The following is an 18,086-nucleotide window of genomic DNA, read 5'->3' as shown; positions in this document are numbered from 1 at the left end:
GATAAATATAGTAAAAGCCTTGTGTAATTTTTTGCACAAGGCTTGTTAATTTCACCATTTTAAAATGGAAAATCCATATGGTAGAAGTGTAATTTGTAATAAGTTTGTTTCTGCGGAAAACTCTTCTTTTGTATACAGATCTACAATTTTTTTGCCAGCCATATCAAAAGGGATAGGAGCTGTAATTTTATTATTTGTTGGATTTAAAACAAATAATATCGTTTCTTTTCCATATGTTTTTGTATAAGAAATATAATTGTGTTTGTTATTAGCTTCAATCCATTGAAAGGAACCATGTCCGCCAAAGGCTTTATATTGTTTTCGAAGTGAAATTAATGTTTGTATATGTTGAAATAATTCTTTATCCTGTTTATCCTCATCCCAGATCATACATTTTCGACACCCTGGGTCCATTTCGCCTTCCATTCCAATTTCATCACCGTAATAAATGCAGGGTGAACCGATAAAAGAGAGTTGGAATACATAGAGTAATTTTACTTTTTCTTTATTACCGTTACAGGTTGTTAAAATTCGTGGTGTATCATGGCTATCTAATAGGTGAAAAGCAACTTCGTTTACATTCATAGAATATGAATGTAAAGATTCAGTAATTTGGTACATAAATTCATTCGCCCTAATGGTTTCATTTGCAAAATAAGAAAGAAGAGCGTTTGTAACTGGATAACTCATAACGGCATCAAATTGATCGCCTTGTAACCATGGAAGAGCATCATGCCAAATTTCGCCTAAAATGTAGACATCAGGATTGATCGCCTTTATTTCACTGCGGAATTCACGCCAAAAGCTATGATCCACTTCATTTGCTACATCAAGTCGCCAGCCGTCAATGTGAAACTCTCGTACCCAATAACGTCCCACTTCTAGTAAGTATTCTTTTACAGCTGGATGAGTGGTATTTAATTTTGGCATATGCGGTGTAAAAGCGAATGTATCGTAATTAGGCAAAGGTTCTGTTACAATTGGAAATTCATGAATGTGAAACCAGTCTTTGTAGGAAGAGTTTTCTCCTTTTTCAAGAACATCTTGAAATTTATCAAAAAAGTATCCACTATGATTAAAAACGGCATCTAGCATTATTTTTATCCCACGTTGATGACATGCTTCCACAAGCTTATGAAATGTTTCTTTCGTCCCGAATTGAGGATCAATTTCCATATAGTCAATCGTGTCATATTTATGATTAGAATGTGCTGTAAAGATTGGAGTAAAGTAAATGCCGGAAATACCAAGTTCTACAAGGTAATCAAGGTGATTCATAATGCCGACGAAATCCCCGCCAAAAAAAATTGTTGCAGTTGGATCTGTACTGCCCCAAGGAAGAGTGTTTGCTGGATTACATGTACAATCTCCATTAGCAAATCGTTCTGGAAAAATTTGATACCATACTGTATCTTTCACCCATGAGGGAGCCGTAAAAACATCCTTTTCATGTATAAATGGGAAGCAAAAGTAATAGCCGACGTCGTCAGCTGGTGCTTCAGAGAAAAAGCCTCTTTCTGTATAAGTGATAGCTTCAGTACTGCTTTTCAGTTCGAATCCGTATCGTAAACGCTTAAATTTTGGTTCAATTGATACAAACCAATAATCAAATAAATCCGTCGAGCCACTCTTTTTCATTGGTATTTTTTGTGTTACCCATTTTCCCTCTTGCCATTCATATGGATCGCCATGAATGAAGGATACTACATTTGCGTCATTTTTTTTCGTACGTAGCCGAATATGAATTGTTCTTTCATTGTAAGCGTATGCGTAATTATCTTTTGGTCTATGGTATATTGCTTCTTTCAACATATAAAAACCCTCCTCTACTAGTTCTTAAAATAAGGATATATTGCAAACGATTGCTTTTTATATAATTTTAATATTGCTTATAAGGGTAGTACGCATTCCATATAAAGTCAATGAATATAAAGAATAACTGCGTAAATTTTTTGAAAAATAATATTTGCAAAACATCTAAATGTATGTATAATAATAGACAAATAGCGCAAACGTTTTCATAGATTAGAAAGTTGTTTGTGCTTCTATTAAACTATTAGTTGCAAACGTTTTCATTAATTAGAGTACCATATACATAATTTGGGGAGGTATTTAGGGATGAAGAAAAAAGCGTTATCTTTATTAACGATTTCAGCTTTGGCAATCGGTATGTTATCGGCATGCGGACCGAAAGATTCAGGAAAAAAGGAAGCGAGCAAGGAGAAGAAAGATTATGATCTTCTTGTTTGGGAAGATCAGAAAAAAGGTGTTGGTTTAGATCCAGCCGTAAAAAGTTTTGAAAAGAAATATAATGTAAAAGTAAAAGTTGTTGAGATTCAGATGACAGAACAAGTAAAAAAACTTCGTCTTGATGGTCCAGCTGGTACAGGACCGGATGTTGTAACATTACCGCATGATCAAATCGGGGATGCAGCAACAGAGGGGTTACTTTCTGAGATAAAAGTGGATGATTCTGTTAAAAATAGGTTTACTGATTTGTCGCTAAAAGCGCAAACGTATGATGGAAAATTATATGGGTTACCGAAAGCGATTGAAACACCTGTATTCATTTACAATAAAAAATTAATGCCAAAAGCACCAGAAACGATGGATGAACTATTTAATTTTTCAAAAGGATTTACGAAGGACGGGAAATATGGATTTTTAGCATTAGGAGATAACTTCTATTTTGCGAATGCATTTATGGCTGGTATGGGCGGTTATGTATTTGGTGAGAAAGACGGACAACCAAATGTAGCTGATATTGGATTAAATAATAGCGGTGCAGTACAAGGTGCAGAATATATTCAAAAATGGTATAAAGAAAAACTATTTCCAGAAGGAATTATCGGTGAGTCTGGGGGACCAGCTGCAGATGGATTATTTAATGAAGGAAAAGCTGCTTCTATTATGAATGGTCCATGGGCATTCCAGGCGATGGAAAAAGCAGGAATTGATTATGGTGTAGCTCCAATGCCAAAATTACCGAATGGTCAGCCGATGAAAACATTTGTTGGTGTAAAAGGATGGCATGTAACAAGCTTCTCAAAAAATAAAGATTTAGCAACAAAATTTACTGATTGGGTAACAAATGAAGAAAATGCAAAAATTCGTTTTGAAAAAACAAAAGAAATTCCGCCAGTGAAATCAGTTATGGAAGATCCGGTTATTAAAAATAACGAAGCTGCAAAAGCAGTAGTGACACAAGCCGAAAATGGTATTCCAATGCCGAATATTCCAGAAATGCAAGAAGTTTGGAAACCAGCTGGTGATGCGCTGCAATTAGTTGTAACAGGTAAACAAGAACCAAAAGCGGCACTTGATGAGGCTGTGAAACAAATTAAAGGAAATATTGAAGCAAATCATAGCAAGAAAAAATAATATAGAATTCGTGTCTTTTGTAAACAAGAGGCACGAATTCTCCTCCTTCCAAGGGGAAGAAAAAAGGGGGAAGAACTATGCAAACATCCTTTGAACCAACACATGCAGTAAACGGTTCAAAACACCGAAAAACAGCGGCAGCGTTGTCTATTATTCCAGGTATTGGTCAACTGTACAATAAACAATATGTAAAAGGTATTATTTTTCTAGTATTAACTTGTTCCTTTTTTGTAGCATTTGCTGATTTGTTAAATATCGGTTTATGGGGAATTGTAACGCTCGGTACAGAAGTTCCTCGTGATCACTCTATTTTTCTATTAGTAAAAGGTATTTTAGCGCTTATCGTTATTGCGTTTGGACTAGGTGTATATACCTTTAATTTATATGATGCGTATCAAAACGGGAAAAAGCGTGATGTAGGAATACCACTGAACTCTGTGAAAGAGCAATATCATCATTTATTAGATCAAGGTTTTCCATATTTGATGGTTTCACCAGGTTTTCTTCTATTAATTTTTGTTGTTGTACTTCCAATTATTTTCGTCCTATTAATTGGATTTACCAATTATGATTTATATCATTCTCCTCCTGCAAAACTTGTAGAGTGGGTTGGGTTTAAAAACTTTGTTGATATTTTTACATTGCCAATGTGGCGAGACACATTTGTAAGTGTATTTTCTTGGACTGTGATTTGGACCTTTGTGGCAACGACATTACAAGTTGCACTTGGTATTTTCTTAGCCATTTTAGTTAATCAACCAAGTATTAAAGGAAAAGCAGTAATTCGTACAATTTTCATTTTACCTTGGGCTGTTCCGGCGTTTGTATCTATTCTCGTATTTGCTGGTATGTTTAACGAATCATTTGGAGCAATTAATAATCAAGTGTTAGCTCTATTTGGAATTGAAAACATTGCTTGGATGACAGATCCATTTTGGTCGAAAATCGCTTTAATTTTTATTCAAACATGGCTCGGATTTCCCTTTATTTTTGCGATGACGACAGGTATACTGCAATCGATTCCAGGTGAATTGTATGAAGCTGCTACGGTAGACGGTGCGACAGCTTGGCAACAATTTCGTAAAATTACATTGCCGCTTGTTTTATATGCGACTGCTCCTATTTTAATTACACAATACACATTCAACTTTAATAATTTCAGTATTATTTATCTGTTTAATGGTGGTGGTCCAGCTGTAGCGGGACAAAATGCAGGTGGAACGGATATTTTAATTTCCTGGATTTATAAGTTAACGATGACATCAGCTCAATATGGAAAAGCAGCAGCATTAACGATGATATTATCGGTAATCGTTATTTCAGTTGCTTTATGGCAATTTAAAAGAACAAAATCATTCCAAGAAGAGGATATGATGTAAATGAATATAAAACGACAGAAGATGTTACGTCTTTCATTAAGTTATTTCGTAATTTTCATGATGTGTGTTATTATTTTCTATCCATTATTATGGATTATAGGCTCCTCGTTTAACCCAGGAGATAGTTTGTCGGGATCAAGCATAATTCCTAAAAATGCAACGCTGGATCATTACAGAAAACTATTGGACCTTTCACAAAGCAACTATGTACTTTGGTATAAAAATACATTGAAAGTTAGTATTTTGACAATGATTTTCTCTGTATTGTCAATTAGTTTTACAGCATATGCGTTTTCGAGATATCGTTTTGTCGGGAGAAAGAATGGGTTACTAACCTTTTTAATTCTTCAAATGGTTCCAAACTTTTCAGCATTAATTGCATTGTATATATTAGCACAGCTGACAGGATTAATTGATACACATCTAGCATTGATTTTAATTTATGTTGGCGGTGCAATTCCAATGAATACGTGGCTCATGAAAGGGTACTTTGATACAATTCCAAAAGAATTAGACGAGTCAGCCCGTATGGACGGGGCAGGGCATTTTCGGATTTTTTGGCAAATTATTATGCCTTTGGCAAAACCAATTATTGCGGTTGTAGCATTATTTACTTTTATCGGCCCATTTACTGATTTTATTTTAGCGAGTATTATATTACGCACACCAGAAAATTATACGTTAGCTGTTGGGCTATATGAAATGGTAGCGAAAAAATTCGGTAATGAATTTACAACATTTGCGGCAGGATCGGTATTAATTGCGATACCAATTTCAATTTTATTTTTATCTTTGCAAAAATACTTTATTTCTGGTTTAACAGCTGGGGGAACGAAGGGGTAAATGGGACATTATGTTCCATTTATCTTTTTTTAATAGGAATATCGATTTAGATAACATAAGAACAGGGTAATTTTTTAAAAAATAGTATATAGTATAGGAAAATAAGGCTCTATCCCTTACAATACATGAAGAGGGAGAATATAGATATAGATTTACATTAATAGAAATTTTTATGAATGGAATAAAGTGAAACTTTCATCAGTGAGGGTCTTATTGTCGCCAATAACGGGATAAAAATAAAGGTAACTTGTATAAATTATGTAGATAAAAAAGAGAGGAGGAACAAATTTATGACAGTTACAATTAAAGACGTGGCAAAAAAAGCAAATGTTGCTCCTTCTACGGTTTCGCGTGTAATTGCTGATAATCCGAGCATTAGTGAGAAAACAAAACGACGCGTTCGTAAAGTAATGGCTGAATTAGGATATCATCCGAATTTAAATGCGAGAAGCCTTGCAAATCAAACAACGAAAACGATTGGACTTGTTATGCCAAGCTCTGCGAGTAAAGCGTTTCAAAATCCATTTTTCCCAGAGGTTATTCGAGGAATTAGTTCATTTGCACATGGAGAAGAATATTCATTGTATATGTCAACGGGAGAAACGGAAGAAGAAATTTTTAATGGTGTTGTGAAAATGGTGCAAGGAAGGCAAATCGGTGGCATTATTCTTTTATATTCACGTATGAATGACCGTATTTTAGAATATTTGTACAGTCAAAATTTTCCATTTGTTCTCATTGGAAAACCATATGAAAGAAAAGAAGAGATTACATATATTGATAATGATAACTATGTAGCCGCACGAGAAGTAACGGAATATTTAATTTCACTTGGACATAAACGAATTGCTTTTATCGGTGGTGATTCGGATTTACTTGTTACGAAAGATCGCCTCGCTGGAATGGCAGATGCATTAAAACTAGCTGATATACCTTTGCCAGCTGAGTATGTTTTAAATCTTGGATTTTTACGAGAAAGTGGTCAAAAAGCGGTAGAAGAACTTATGACACTTGATGCACAGCCAACAGCTATTATAGCAACGGATGATTTAATTGGATTAGGTGTATTAAGTGCTTTATCAGAAAAGGGAATTTCTGTGCCGGAAGATATTTCTATTGTTAGCTTTAATAACGTATTATTGTCTGAAATAGCAAATCCACCATTAACAACAGTCGATGTAAATATTTATCAGCTAGGTTACGAAGCAGCGAAATATTTAGTTGATAAAATTGAGCATTGTGAAACTTCACCGAAGTGTATTATTATCCCACATAAATTGGTGAAACGCCAAACATGTAATGAAATATTGAAATAGAATCTAAGATGGACTAATCCATTTCATTCAATATGTAGTGACATTAGTTGGCTGGATAACAGTTGGATTATTTGGTTTTTTTATCATAAGAGATGGTTGGAAAGAGAAGAAAAGATAGTATAAATGCAAAAAAACTAAGGGGAAAGGATATTCCTCTTAGTTTTTTTGTTGTATAAACATTTCTAAACGGTCACAGCCTTCTCTCAGCATTTCCATACTATAAGCATAAGAAATACGAATGTACCCTTCACCGTACTCAGAAAATGCTGAGCCTGGAACAACTGCAAGTTTAGCTTCTTTCACAAGCTCCAATGCGAAATCAAAAGAAGAGGAGGTTGAGTTACCGATATAAGGGAATAAATAAAATGCTCCTGTTGGCTTTTCAACAGTTAATCCCATTTGTACAAGACGGTTGTATACATAATCACGACGCTTTTTGTATTGATGACGCATCATACGGGGTGCGTCCTTTGCTGCTGTTAATGCTTCAATTGCTGCATACTGAGCAATTGAGGTTGCACATGTAACGTTGTATTGATGGACTTTTAAAATTTGACTAGCTAAAAAGTTTGGTGCAAATAAAAAACCAATACGCCACCCTGTCATAGAATGAGATTTTGATAAACCATTAATTACAATCGTTTTATTTCGCATTTCTGGGAAATTTGCAATAGATATATGTTTATTCTCGTATACGAGTTCGCTGTAAATTTCGTCGGAAAGAACAAAAATGTTCTTATCCTTTAATACTGTAACAATCTCTTTGAGTTCTTCTTCTGATAACGTTACACCAGTTGGATTTGATGGATATGGTAATACGATGCAACGGGTTTTGTTTGTAATTGCTTTTTCGAGTGCTTTTGCTGTTAAGCGGAATCCTGTGTCACGGACGTCTACAAAAACAGGTTTTGCACCGCATAGACGAATAATAGGTTCATAACCTGGATAGACAGGAGCTGGTAAGATTACTTCAGTTCCTTCTTCCAAAATCGTACGAAAGGCGATATCGATTGCTTCACTTGCCCCGATCGTTACAATTGTTTCATCTTCCGGGGAATACACTAAATCATAGCGTTCTTTTAAAAAATCACAAGCAGCTTGTCGAAGCTGTAATAGACCCGCATTATGCGTATAACTTGTAAAGTTTTCTGTAATAGCACGCTTAGCAGCTTCTTTCACTAAAGAAGGAGTTGGGAAATCAGGTTGTCCAATAGTTAATGAAATAAGGTCATCATAATTTTGAATCATGTTAGAAAATTGGCGGATTCCGGAAATTTGAATATCCTTTACACGAGGGTTAATAAATTGTTCCATTTTGTCTCCCTTTCTTCCGTTGCAAAATTTCTTTTTATTGTATCATATTTATCATACAATCGCTTTGAAAAGCTATAAATAAAAAAGATCGCCAAGGCGACCTTTTGTTTAATACCCGTATTCCCAATCGATTTCGTCTTCACTCCAAAGGACGGAAGAAACTTTTCCTAGATGTATTACTGAGTTGTTTATAGAGCATGCACAATTGTTTGTACCTGTTTGCTCTTGTAATTTTTTATACACCGATTTCTCAACGTTTTCTAGTACAACAAGATTTTCCTCGTTTAAGACGAGCGCAGTTCCTGTCATTTTATTTTCCTCCAATCGATTTCTTAACCTGTATTTATTGTATCTTGTGCAAGGACAATTTGATACATAGTTTACAATCATTTTGAAAAGTTGTAACATTTGTGAATTAATTTCCACAAATTGTTTACAGTAATATTGAGAATAGTCTAAAAAATAAAACAAATTTGTCAATAAAATGGTATAATCATATCAAAATGAATATAGGGGATGAGGGGATGGTACTTATCCATGATTTAATGATTCAAGTCGCTATCATCATTTTGCCGTTATTTTTGTATGAAGCAATTCGTTTAAATCGCTATCAAAGCATGCTTCAAAAGCGCAATCGCTATTTTATTGTATTATTATCAACAACTACGCTTATCCTTTCGATGACATATCCGGTTTGTGCTTGGGAAACCTGCAATTATGATTTTCACCAAATTCCAATAATTAGTGCATTTTTGTATGGTGGCTCAGTTGGTATGATTCCAGCTGCGATGGCTATTTTATATGATGGATTTCTGCATGGTTTAAACTGGTTGTGGCTACTGGAAATTATTTGTATCTCTATAATCCCTTTTTTATTATCTAAAAAGTGGAGTGCATTTCCAAGAAATAAAAAAATTATTTTATCTTTTATGTTGGTATCTTTTTATACACTCATTTCTTTAGGGGTTAAAATAGTTAGTTTGTTGTTAGAGAAAGGCTTTACGCCAATGGTATCTTATTTGTATAGTGAATACATATTTGCCTCTTTTATTATGATTATGACGATGACATTCCAAGTGTATTTAACAGAGTATTTATATGAAAATGCAATGTTACGAACTGAAATGCAAAAGTCTGAGAAATTAAATATTGTCAGCGAGTTAGCAGCAAGCGTGGCCCATGAAGTTCGTAATCCACTTACAGTTGTGCGTGGATTTATTCAATTGTTAGAAAGTACAGAAGATGTTAAGAATAAAGAATACATGCGCCTTGTTTTGGCCGAATTAGACCGGGCGGAACAAATTATTTCAGACTATTTAAATTTAGCTCGGCCGCAAATTGATAAGAAAGAACATATTTGTTTATCTGCACAGCTTATTGAAATGACGACGTTAATGTCTTCCTTTGCTGCAATGCGAGGTGTATATTTACAGGTTGAAATTGCAGAGAATTTATATACGATAGGTGACAAAACAAAATTAAAACAAGCGATTATGAATGTTGTAAAAAATGGAATTGAAGCAATTCAAGAAAATAAAGGGTATTTAAAAGTGACTGCATTGCAAGAGGATGAATCTATTGTTATTCGTGTTAAAGACAGCGGTGTTGGAATGACAAAAGAGCAACTAGAGAGACTTGGACAACCATACTATTCATTGAAAGAAAAGGGAACAGGACTGGGATTAATGGTTACGTTTAGTATCTTACAAGCTCACAATGGTACACTTGTATATAAAAGTGAAATTGGAAAAGGAACAGCAGCGATTATTACCTTACCGGCTGTGTTGCAAAACATAGTATATAAAGAATAAAAGTTACCGAGGTACGGTAACTTTTATTTATTTACTTCTCCTGTTTTTTCAGATTTAAATCGAATGAATAAACTTTTAAATGATTTAAATAAACTTTGCTCTTGTGAAGCAGCAACTAATCGTTTTGTTTCTTGAATTTCTCGAATGACTTGCATAAGTTGAACATCCCGATTGTTTTCCTTATTATAAACTTGATTCATAAGTTTGTTCATTTTTTCTTCTTGTTTGGATTCGCGTTTATACATATGATTCATGAGTAAATCCATTTTTTCTTTTTGCAACGCATCAGTTTCTGCTGCGTGATCTACAAGATTTTGTAACATTTCCTCTTGCTTTGATTCTTTTACATATACTTGGTGCATTAATTCGTTTAGCTTTTCATCTTTTAAACGATTCTGCGTAATAAGGGTAGAATTTTGATGAATAATTGCTTCGTTTAATTGAGCAAGCATATCTAACTTGTGCATAAATTCTTCAAACTTTTGGTCTTTCTCTTTTAATTGTAGGTCTGTATTTTCCTCTACAATAGCAGGGGAATCTGGTGGAGATTCCTTTTCTTTTAGTATAAATGAAATCGTTTCCATAATGTCTTCTTCCAATGCAGCGGCTCGCTCGTGAATCAGTTTTAGTAGTCGTAAATCATCCATTTTATACGCGCGAGATTCAGCAGTTTTATCAATTAAATAGCCATGTTGTTCTAAAAGTTGGCTATATTTACGAACCATATTTTTTGGAATTCCCGTTTTATTTGTGACATCTTTCGTTTTATATGTTCCGCTCATGACATTTCCTCCCTAAAAAGTATCATGTATACCAATTCCATTTCTTGTTTTGGACTTCCTTTGAAAAAAAATGTCGTAAGGTTGAAAGTTTTCTACATGTTTAGTGGAAAGTTGCACAAAATGGCATGTTATTGATGGAAAAGAAGATAGGAATATAGAATAATGTCTGAAAACATAGGAATATGAAGTTTGTTATAATGAAAGAGTAAGAGGAAGAAAATGGAGGATGTAAGCTGGATGAAACAAGTAAAAGGCATTTTGATTACAATAATTGCAATTCTGTCCTTATTAATTGGGGTATACAAAGTTCTGATAACGCCAGCATCAGAAAACAAGAAAGAGGTAGCGTACGACCGCATTCTTGAGTTTCCGAAAGAACGATATCCGGAAACAGGGAAACATATTGCAAACGCAATACAAGAAGGGCATTCTAACATTTGTACCATTGATCGAAATGGTGCTGCAGATAGAAGGAAACAATCGCTAGCTCCATACCCGCCAAAGAAGGGCTATGACCGTGATGAATGGCCGATGGCGATGTGTAAAGAAGGTGGAAAAGGAGCGCACATTGAATATATTAATCCCGCAGATAATCGAGGTGCTGGCTCGTGGGTTGGTAATAAATTAGATCAATATCCAGATGGAACACGGGTGAAATTTGTTGTGAAATAATATATTGCTTCGCATCACTTAATAGAAAAAGGAGTGAAAAGAGTGGAGTTAACAATTTCTTATGCACAATTGATAGTAATGAATCAAGATAGGACATCTCCGTATGTAGATTGGACGGATACAGATTTTGAAAGAGGCTATGCTAGGGCAGAAGGAACGATTATATTTGAAGCCTTATCTGATTATACGTGTGAAGTAAGGGTATTTACTCAGAAATTTGTAGAAAAGAAAGAAGCAATACGAACAGTATCAGTTCCGTTTACAGTGTTACAAGAAGGAGTGTTTATAAGCAGTGTACTAGCAAATCGATTTCATTTTCTTGTTCCATCAGGAGAGTATATAGTGACTATGCAAGCAATTCTCCTAGAAGAACCTTCAGCAGATGGCTTGTATAAGGTAAGATATGAAGTGTTTTTTGAAGAGAACCTACATTAGTAAATTGGCTTTTCAAGGGCGTAAGTATATTGTTGATTATGAATGTAGGGTAAGCCTTTCGTTGTTTTGTTAAGTAGTATAGCGTTCTTTTAATAAGGTGAAACTTCCATCAGTAGGGGGCTTCATCCCCCACAGATGGAAAGCTCTCACCAATCGGACTTTTACTGCCCACAAGTAGCGGAATAAAATTAGAAAACTACTGTCCTTAGGACAGTAGTTTTCTAATTTTGATTATCATACATTTGCTTGCAAAAGTTGACGAGCTTTTACAGCCGCCTTTACCATATGTTCTAATGCAGGAATAACTTCTTCTGTTTTTCTTGTTTTTAAGCCGCAATCTGGATTAATCCAGAAATATTTTGGATCGCACACCTTTAATGATTGTTCTGCAATTGTATACATTTCATCTATACTTGGAATACGTGGACTATGAATGTCATATACACCAAGTCCAATTCCCTTTTCATACGGATGTTCTTTTAATGTATCAATAAACTCCCCGTGGCTTCTTGATGTTTCAATAGAGATAACATCTGCATCAAGCTGACGGATCGCTTCCACAATATCTTCAAAGTTACAATAACACATATGCGTATGAATTTGCGTTTCGTTTTCCACTGAAGAAGTAGAAAGGCGGAATGCTTGAACAGCCCATGTTAAATATGTGTCCCAATCTTTCTCTTTTAACGGCAGTCCTTCACGCAGTGCAGGTTCATCAACTTGAATAACACGAATACCAGATGATTCAAGTAATTTAATTTCATGTCGAAGTGCCAGTGCAATTTGGTAAGCAACTTCTTTTCTCGGAATATCATTACGAACGAAAGACCAATTTAAAATAGTGACAGGACCAGTTAGCATACCTTTGACCACTTTATTGGTACAACTTTGTGCAAATACTGTTTCTTTTACTGTCATACCATTAATAAACGCAACGTCACCATAAATAACAGGAGGTTTCACACAGCGAGAACCGTACGATTGTACCCAGCCATTTTTCGTAAAGGAGAAACCAGCAAGTTTTTCACCGAAATATTCTACCATATCTGTTCGCTCAAATTCGCCATGAACGAGAACGTCAAGACCAATTTCTTCTTGATATTGAATCCATTTTTTTGTTTCTTCTTCAATAAATCGTTCATACTGTTCATTTGAGATGTCACCACTACGCCATTGTTTTCTAGTTTGACGAACTTCTTCTGTTTGCGGAAAGCTACCAATTGTTGTTGTTGGAAGTAACGGTAAATTCAGTGCTTTTTGCTGTAAGTCGTAGCGATCTTTAAATGAAAGAGGACGAGAAAAGTCTTCTTCTTGTAATGCTGATAGTGTAGATTGTACATCTTTTTGATTACGAGCCGCTGAAGTCCGAATTACTTCGTGAGCATTTCGATATGTTTGTAATTCATCAGAAATATTTTCTATTCCATGAACGAGAGCTGTTTTTAAAATAGTAAGCTCTTCTAATTTTTGATTTGCAAAAGCAAGTACATCATATAATTCATTTACAAGGTGTGTTTCAATTGTCTTGTCAACAGGAGTATGAAGTAAACTACAAGAAGGTTGTACAATCCATTCTTTTGGTTGTATAGTTTCTTGTAATGTATTGAAAAGAGAAAGGGTTTCATCCAGGTTTGCTCTCCAAATGTTACGACCATCTATACAGCCAAAACCTAATACTTTATCGGATGGGAATCCATGTTGTAGTAGGGCGCGCAAATTACCTTCTTTACCGTGTACAAAATCAAGTCCAATACCAGTAACCGGGAATGAAATAATCTCTTCATAGTTTTCTTCTATACTATCAAAATACGTTTGCAGCATAATAGATATATTTGGAACAGCATTACGAATCGTTTCATATAATTCTTTCGCTATACCAATTTCTTGTTTTGATAGGGATGTAAAGATAGGCTCATCAATTTGAACCCAGCGTACGCCAGCATCTTGTAATTCTTGTAACAATTGAATGTATGGTTGTATTAACTTTTGTAAAATGTTTGAGAAATGTTCTTTTTTATAACCCTTTGCTAAGCTTAAAAACGTATACGGTCCTAATATAACTGGTTTACCATCAACGCCAAGCTCTTGTTTTGCTTCTTCATATAAACGAAGGGGACGATTGTCTTTAAGAGAAATATGTAAGCCTTCCTCATATTCTGGAACGATATAATGATAATTTGTATTAAACCATTTCGTCATTTCACAAGCAACGTGATCTTTTGAACCGCGTGCCATACCAAAGTATACGTCAAGCTCTGATGTATACTTTGAAAAACGAGATGGGATAAATCCAAGCATACATGCTGTATCAAGGACATGGTCATAATATGTAAAGTCACCAATTGGGATGAGATCGATTCCTTTTTCTTGTTGTACTTGTACATGTTGAAGGCGAATTTCTTTCATTTGTTTCATAAATTGTTGTTCATCCACTTTGTTTGCCCAAAAAGCTTCTAAAGATTTTTTCCATTCGCGATGTAATCCAATTCGTGGATACCCTAAGTTACTTGTTTGAATTGTCATTGTGATTTCCTCCCCTAAATATAAGTAAGCATTTCCGTTTACTCGGAAATGCCTTTAACGAAAAGTAGGCAAATGCTTCTCTTTCGTTAAAAACACCTCCTCATCATCCGTGAGTCTATCAGTGCCGTTAAAATAGGCAGGTCTCCTGGCTCATGCATCAACGATTTCTATCACCTTCCCGTTTTCACAGTGGTATATCGAAAGAAATCTTTGCATTTACAGTGGCGGGACCGCATTGGATTTTCACCAAACTTCCCTTTTAAACACGAAATGATCTTTTCGTGTACCTATCTCCTTTTGGAAAGGAATGTAACTAGCGTATATGATATTGAAACAAATTCTAACATAATATTTTAAATTTTGTCTACTATTTTGAAATATGAATATTTTAAAAATTTAGAAAAAACTTTATTTAATTACATTAACATGAAAATTTTTCTAAATGCCACCACCAATGTGATGATGGGTATGTATGGGAGATATTATAGTAATAAGACTGTATACGTTTATATATATCGTGAGCATGATGAAAGAGTAAGCGGTCATAGGAGAGTAGTTCTAGTTGTTCATTTGGATGTAATGTATGAGATTGAAAGGCAATTTCACTGCGAAGAATTAGGATGTATAAGAGCTGTTTTTGTAAATTGGAATGGTAGTATACAGAGAATCCATATTGTTTAATTAAATTATTCTTCATAAGATGCCACCTCCTTTATTCCGCTATACGCGGGCAGTATCAACTAACCATCAGTGGGGGATGAAGAACTCTCCACTGATGGAAGTTTCACTTTATATATTCGTATTGTAATGAAAAAGGGAAGAGGTTACAAATAAGAAAAAAGGAAAAAAACGTTTAGGAAAATCCATTTTTATGAATACAAAAAACAGTCACTCCTTGGTGACTGTTTCGATGTTTAATTATCTAATTCTGTATTGATTTCTGAAAGCTTTCCTTCTAGTGCGTCTTTATACAGTTGTTTCAGCCAACGAAATTCAACAGAAGCATGATCAATAACATTTTCTAAAATATAAAGCTGTGCACGAGGGATGCTAGTTTTATTATTTATATATATGTTTTGCATCGTTGTTATAAATGTCTGTGTTTCTTCAATTTTCTTTTTAAGAATTGGAACAATGCGTTGATTGTCACTGAAATGACTAAAGGAAAGACCGGCGTAGATTGGTTTATATATATGATTTTTTGCTTGAATTTGCTCGAGTACAAGAGTATGAAAGAGTTCTTTTCCTTTTTCTGTAATATGGTAAATTGTTTTATCAGGACGATTTGAATCACGTACGATATGTGTAACAGCGATAGCTTCCTGTTTTTCTAGCTGCTCAAAGGCGTAATATAAAGACCCTTTTGCATATTTAATATAACAATCCATTTGTCTTTCTTTCATAATGTGCTGCACCTCGTAAGGGTGCTTCTCTCCTTCGAAAAGTAAACCAAGAATGACTAATTTCATGCTCATCTTGCTTCAACTCCAATAACATCAAACTACTAAATTTAATATAACCTCCTCTCTATTCAGAAGAGGAGGCCCATATTAACTAACTTGTTTTTGTTTCTTATTTGTTGGTACAATCAGTCGCTCTTTTCCCATTAATAAGATGCATATAATACTAAGTACGGCAGGAATAAGCGCCCATAAAAATGTGTCAGCGATAGAGGTTGCTAGTGCATGTTTAATACCATCTAAAATTTGTGGTGGTATTTTCTCAGCCGCATTTGGAGATAATAAGAAACTTGTATCGCCGCCTTTTGGAGCCATCTTTGCTAGTTCTGGCGGGAAAACAGATTTTAGTTTATCTGTAAATACATGATTTTGAATCGTACCAAAAATTGTCACACCAAGTGTCATACCAAGTGAACGGAAGAAAGAGTTTGTGGATGTAGCAGAACCTCGTTCTCTCATACTTAAATTATGAATAGAAGCCATACTTAAGACAGAGAAAGAAAACCCGACGCCAAATCCAGCTAAAATCATAAAGACTGTAACCATTGTACGTGACGTATCGACTGTTAATGTACTTAATAAATACATACCAAGAATAAAGAAAAGACCAGAGATGATCATAATGTTACGGTAACTTGTACGAGTTGATAACTGTCCACCTATTTGGCTTCCAATAACGGACCCGACCATCATCGGTGTTAAAATTAATCCAGCATTTGCTGCGGATCCACCAAGAACACCTTGGATGAAAATGGGAATGTACATTGTACAAATAATAAATGTTGCACCGTATAAGAAGGCAACGCCTTGACTTGCTGCAAATAAACGTTTTTTGAATAAATGGAAAGAAATAATCGGTTCTTCCACTTTTCGTTCAATAAAGAAAAAGATAATAAGCATAATAGCAAACGTAGCAAATAAGCTCACAATTACGCTTGAATCCCAAGCATACTGTTTACCCCCGAGTTCTAAAGCAAACATGAGACAAACGATACCAATAATTAAAGTAACAGCGCCTGCCCAATCAATTTTTTGTTTACTATATTGTAAAGATTCTTTATAGTATTTTGTAATTAAAAAGAGCGAGATAATCCCTAATGGAATATTAATATAAAATACCCAGTGCCAGTTAATATAGTCAGTAATATAAGCGCCTAGAAGCGGCCCGAACACACTTGACGTTCCAAAAACAGCTCCAAATAGTCCTGTCATTTTACCTCGTTTTTCTGCTGGGAAAATATCATACATAATGGTAAATGCGATTGGCATAAGAGCACCGCCGCCAATTCCTTGAATTGCACGGTATACACTTAATTGTTCAATGCTAGATGCAGTGCCGCAAAGTATTGATCCAACTAGAAAGAGAAGTAATCCTCCTATATAAAAACGTTTACGTCCGTACATATCTGATAGTTTTCCGAAGATAGGCATTCCGGCCATTGTAGCTACCATATAGGCAGAAGTGACCCATACAAATTTATCAAAACCACCTAAATCACCTACAATAGTAGGCATTGCAGTAGCAACAATTGTGTTATCCATTGCTGCTAGTAGGATTCCCAGTAACAATCCTGTTACAACGAACTTTGTATTACTTGCTTGCTTTTGAGTTATTTGTTCCTCCAAGCATAACCCTCCTTTGTATATCAACAATAAATTATATTATAGTCAAATTTGACTAAATGACAAATAATTTTTTTTCGGCAAAATTATTTTGTGGTACATATGTATCTTTTAGTCAAAGAATATAAACATATTCCCTGATTAAATAATATACATACAACTTATTCAATTAGGGGGTATATGGAAAAAGTGCTATCGGTTACTTATTTATAAAAAGTGTAGAAATGAAGAAATATAAAATGTCTTAAACAAAACATATTATTGAAAATGATTCATAATATAGGAAGTGACAAAAGGAAATGGTACGTACTTATAAGAATTAGAGAGAGCAGGAAACTGTCTATGTATCGTCGTAAAATATAGAGGGAATTGAAAAAATAATAAATATATAAAGTGAAAGTTTTATCAGTAGGAAAGTTTTTCATATGCCACTTATGGTTAGTATAAGATAAAAGAATACATGGGACCTTATCAGCAAAGCTGTACATAATGTACAGCTTTTTTAGAATGATTTTTTCTTTCGCTTATCGAATACTATATAAAGTAA

At 34.6% G+C, this 18,086-nt stretch carries 15 protein-coding genes and 1 riboswitch; of the genes, 7 read left to right on the top strand and 8 right to left on the bottom strand.

What is annotated here, in order from left to right:
• Positions 1-51: 51 nt before the first annotated feature.
• The gene (locus AB1284_RS15295) at positions 52-1,812 is read right to left on the bottom strand and encodes an alpha-glycosidase (RefSeq protein WP_429754062.1); all 1,761 of its coding nucleotides are present in this window, start codon (positions 1,810-1,812) and stop codon (positions 52-54) included.
• A 306-nt stretch (positions 1,813-2,118) separates the two neighbouring features.
• Between AB1284_RS15295 and AB1284_RS15290 the strand changes: the two genes are divergently transcribed.
• The 4 genes from AB1284_RS15290 to AB1284_RS15275 all read left to right on the top strand — a co-directional run bounded on the left by AB1284_RS15290 (position 2,119) and on the right by AB1284_RS15275 (position 6,919).
• A complete protein-coding gene (locus AB1284_RS15290) occupies positions 2,119-3,381 on the top strand; it encodes an extracellular solute-binding protein (RefSeq protein ID WP_429754063.1) in 1,263 nt (420 codons plus the stop codon).
• A 77-nt stretch (positions 3,382-3,458) separates the two neighbouring features.
• A complete protein-coding gene (locus AB1284_RS15285; RefSeq protein WP_429754064.1) occupies positions 3,459-4,760 on the top strand; it encodes a carbohydrate ABC transporter permease in 1,302 nt (433 codons plus the stop codon).
• The gene (gene malD, locus AB1284_RS15280) at positions 4,761-5,603 is read left to right on the top strand and encodes a maltosaccharide ABC transporter permease MalD (protein WP_429754065.1); all 843 of its coding nucleotides are present in this window, start codon (positions 4,761-4,763) and stop codon (positions 5,601-5,603) included. It begins immediately after the preceding gene.
• Between the two features lie 290 nt (positions 5,604-5,893).
• Positions 5,894-6,919, top strand: a complete 1,026-nt coding sequence (locus AB1284_RS15275) for a LacI family DNA-binding transcriptional regulator (protein ID WP_429754066.1) — start codon at positions 5,894-5,896, stop codon at positions 6,917-6,919.
• Between the two features lie 156 nt (positions 6,920-7,075).
• Here AB1284_RS15275 and AB1284_RS15270 read toward each other — a convergent pair whose 3' ends face one another.
• On the bottom strand, positions 7,076-8,233 hold the full coding sequence (locus AB1284_RS15270; protein ID WP_429754067.1) for an aminotransferase A: 1,158 nt from the start codon (positions 8,231-8,233) through the stop codon (positions 7,076-7,078).
• Positions 8,234-8,341: 108 nt separating this feature from the next.
• On the bottom strand, positions 8,342-8,542 hold the full coding sequence (locus tag AB1284_RS15265; RefSeq protein ID WP_098305747.1) for a hypothetical protein: 201 nt from the start codon (positions 8,540-8,542) through the stop codon (positions 8,342-8,344).
• Positions 8,543-8,757: 215 nt separating this feature from the next.
• On the opposite strand from AB1284_RS15265, the gene AB1284_RS15260 reads away from it, so the two are divergent.
• Positions 8,758-10,044, top strand: coding sequence for an ATP-binding protein (locus AB1284_RS15260; protein WP_429754068.1), 1,287 nt, complete (start codon positions 8,758-8,760; stop codon positions 10,042-10,044).
• Positions 10,045-10,067: 23 nt separating this feature from the next.
• Here AB1284_RS15260 and AB1284_RS15255 read toward each other — a convergent pair whose 3' ends face one another.
• Positions 10,068-10,826, bottom strand: coding sequence for a DUF3967 domain-containing protein (locus AB1284_RS15255; RefSeq protein WP_429754069.1), 759 nt, complete (start codon positions 10,824-10,826; stop codon positions 10,068-10,070).
• A gap of 237 nt (positions 10,827-11,063) precedes the next feature.
• On the opposite strand from AB1284_RS15255, the gene AB1284_RS15250 reads away from it, so the two are divergent.
• Entirely contained in the window at positions 11,064-11,498 is a 435-nt protein-coding gene (locus tag AB1284_RS15250; protein WP_429754070.1) for a NucA/NucB deoxyribonuclease domain-containing protein, read from the top strand.
• 42 nt (positions 11,499-11,540) lie between these two features.
• Complete coding sequence (gene comJ, locus AB1284_RS15245; protein ID WP_429754071.1) at positions 11,541-11,933, top strand: competence protein ComJ; 393 nt, start codon at positions 11,541-11,543, stop codon at positions 11,931-11,933.
• 234 nt (positions 11,934-12,167) lie between these two features.
• On the opposite strand, the gene metE is transcribed toward comJ, so the two are convergent.
• From metE to AB1284_RS15225, 4 genes are all read right to left on the bottom strand, one after another.
• Positions 12,168-14,456 carry a 5-methyltetrahydropteroyltriglutamate--homocysteine S-methyltransferase gene (metE, locus tag AB1284_RS15240; RefSeq protein ID WP_429754072.1) on the bottom strand — a complete coding sequence of 763 codons (2,289 nt, stop codon included), beginning with the start codon at positions 14,454-14,456 and terminating at the stop codon, positions 12,168-12,170.
• Positions 14,457-14,574: 118 nt separating this feature from the next.
• Positions 14,575-14,762: riboswitch (cobalamin riboswitch) on the bottom strand.
• Between the two features lie 115 nt (positions 14,763-14,877).
• On the bottom strand, positions 14,878-15,153 hold the full coding sequence (locus tag AB1284_RS15235; RefSeq protein WP_429754073.1) for a hypothetical protein: 276 nt from the start codon (positions 15,151-15,153) through the stop codon (positions 14,878-14,880).
• 217 nt (positions 15,154-15,370) lie between these two features.
• On the bottom strand, positions 15,371-15,931 hold the full coding sequence (locus tag AB1284_RS15230) for a PadR family transcriptional regulator (protein ID WP_429754074.1): 561 nt from the start codon (positions 15,929-15,931) through the stop codon (positions 15,371-15,373).
• A 75-nt stretch (positions 15,932-16,006) separates the two neighbouring features.
• Positions 16,007-17,542, bottom strand: coding sequence for an MDR family MFS transporter (locus AB1284_RS15225; protein ID WP_429754075.1), 1,536 nt, complete (start codon positions 17,540-17,542; stop codon positions 16,007-16,009).
• Positions 17,543-18,086 lie beyond the last annotated feature (544 nt).

The sequence above is a fragment of the Bacillus sp. S2(2024) genome (genome assembly GCF_050474045.1).
Classification (GTDB): domain Bacteria; phylum Bacillota; class Bacilli; order Bacillales; family Bacillaceae_G; genus Bacillus_A; species Bacillus_A yunxiaonensis.
This window is presented reverse-complemented; position numbering and strand designations above follow the sequence as displayed.

What these genes read in the sequence shown, in the direction of transcription:
- AB1284_RS15295 (WP_429754062.1), bottom strand. Translation starts at nt 1,812, where the DNA reads ATGTTGAAAGAAGCAATATACCATAGACCAAAAGATAATTACGCATAC.
- AB1284_RS15290 (WP_429754063.1), top strand. Translation starts at nt 2,119, where the DNA reads ATGAAGAAAAAAGCGTTATCTTTATTAACGATTTCAGCTTTGGCAATC.
- AB1284_RS15285 (WP_429754064.1), top strand. Translation starts at nt 3,459, where the DNA reads ATGCAAACATCCTTTGAACCAACACATGCAGTAAACGGTTCAAAACAC.
- malD (WP_429754065.1), top strand. Translation starts at nt 4,761, where the DNA reads ATGAATATAAAACGACAGAAGATGTTACGTCTTTCATTAAGTTATTTC.
- AB1284_RS15275 (WP_429754066.1), top strand. Translation starts at nt 5,894, where the DNA reads ATGACAGTTACAATTAAAGACGTGGCAAAAAAAGCAAATGTTGCTCCT.
- AB1284_RS15270 (WP_429754067.1), bottom strand. Translation starts at nt 8,233, where the DNA reads ATGGAACAATTTATTAACCCTCGTGTAAAGGATATTCAAATTTCCGGA.
- AB1284_RS15265 (WP_098305747.1), bottom strand. Translation starts at nt 8,542, where the DNA reads ATGACAGGAACTGCGCTCGTCTTAAACGAGGAAAATCTTGTTGTACTA.
- AB1284_RS15260 (WP_429754068.1), top strand. Translation starts at nt 8,758, where the DNA reads ATGGTACTTATCCATGATTTAATGATTCAAGTCGCTATCATCATTTTG.
- AB1284_RS15255 (WP_429754069.1), bottom strand. Translation starts at nt 10,826, where the DNA reads ATGAGCGGAACATATAAAACGAAAGATGTCACAAATAAAACGGGAATT.
- AB1284_RS15250 (WP_429754070.1), top strand. Translation starts at nt 11,064, where the DNA reads ATGAAACAAGTAAAAGGCATTTTGATTACAATAATTGCAATTCTGTCC.
- metE (WP_429754072.1), bottom strand. Translation starts at nt 14,456, where the DNA reads ATGACAATTCAAACAAGTAACTTAGGGTATCCACGAATTGGATTACAT.
- AB1284_RS15235 (WP_429754073.1), bottom strand. Translation starts at nt 15,153, where the DNA reads ATGAAGAATAATTTAATTAAACAATATGGATTCTCTGTATACTACCAT.
- AB1284_RS15230 (WP_429754074.1), bottom strand. Translation starts at nt 15,931, where the DNA reads ATGAGCATGAAATTAGTCATTCTTGGTTTACTTTTCGAAGGAGAGAAG.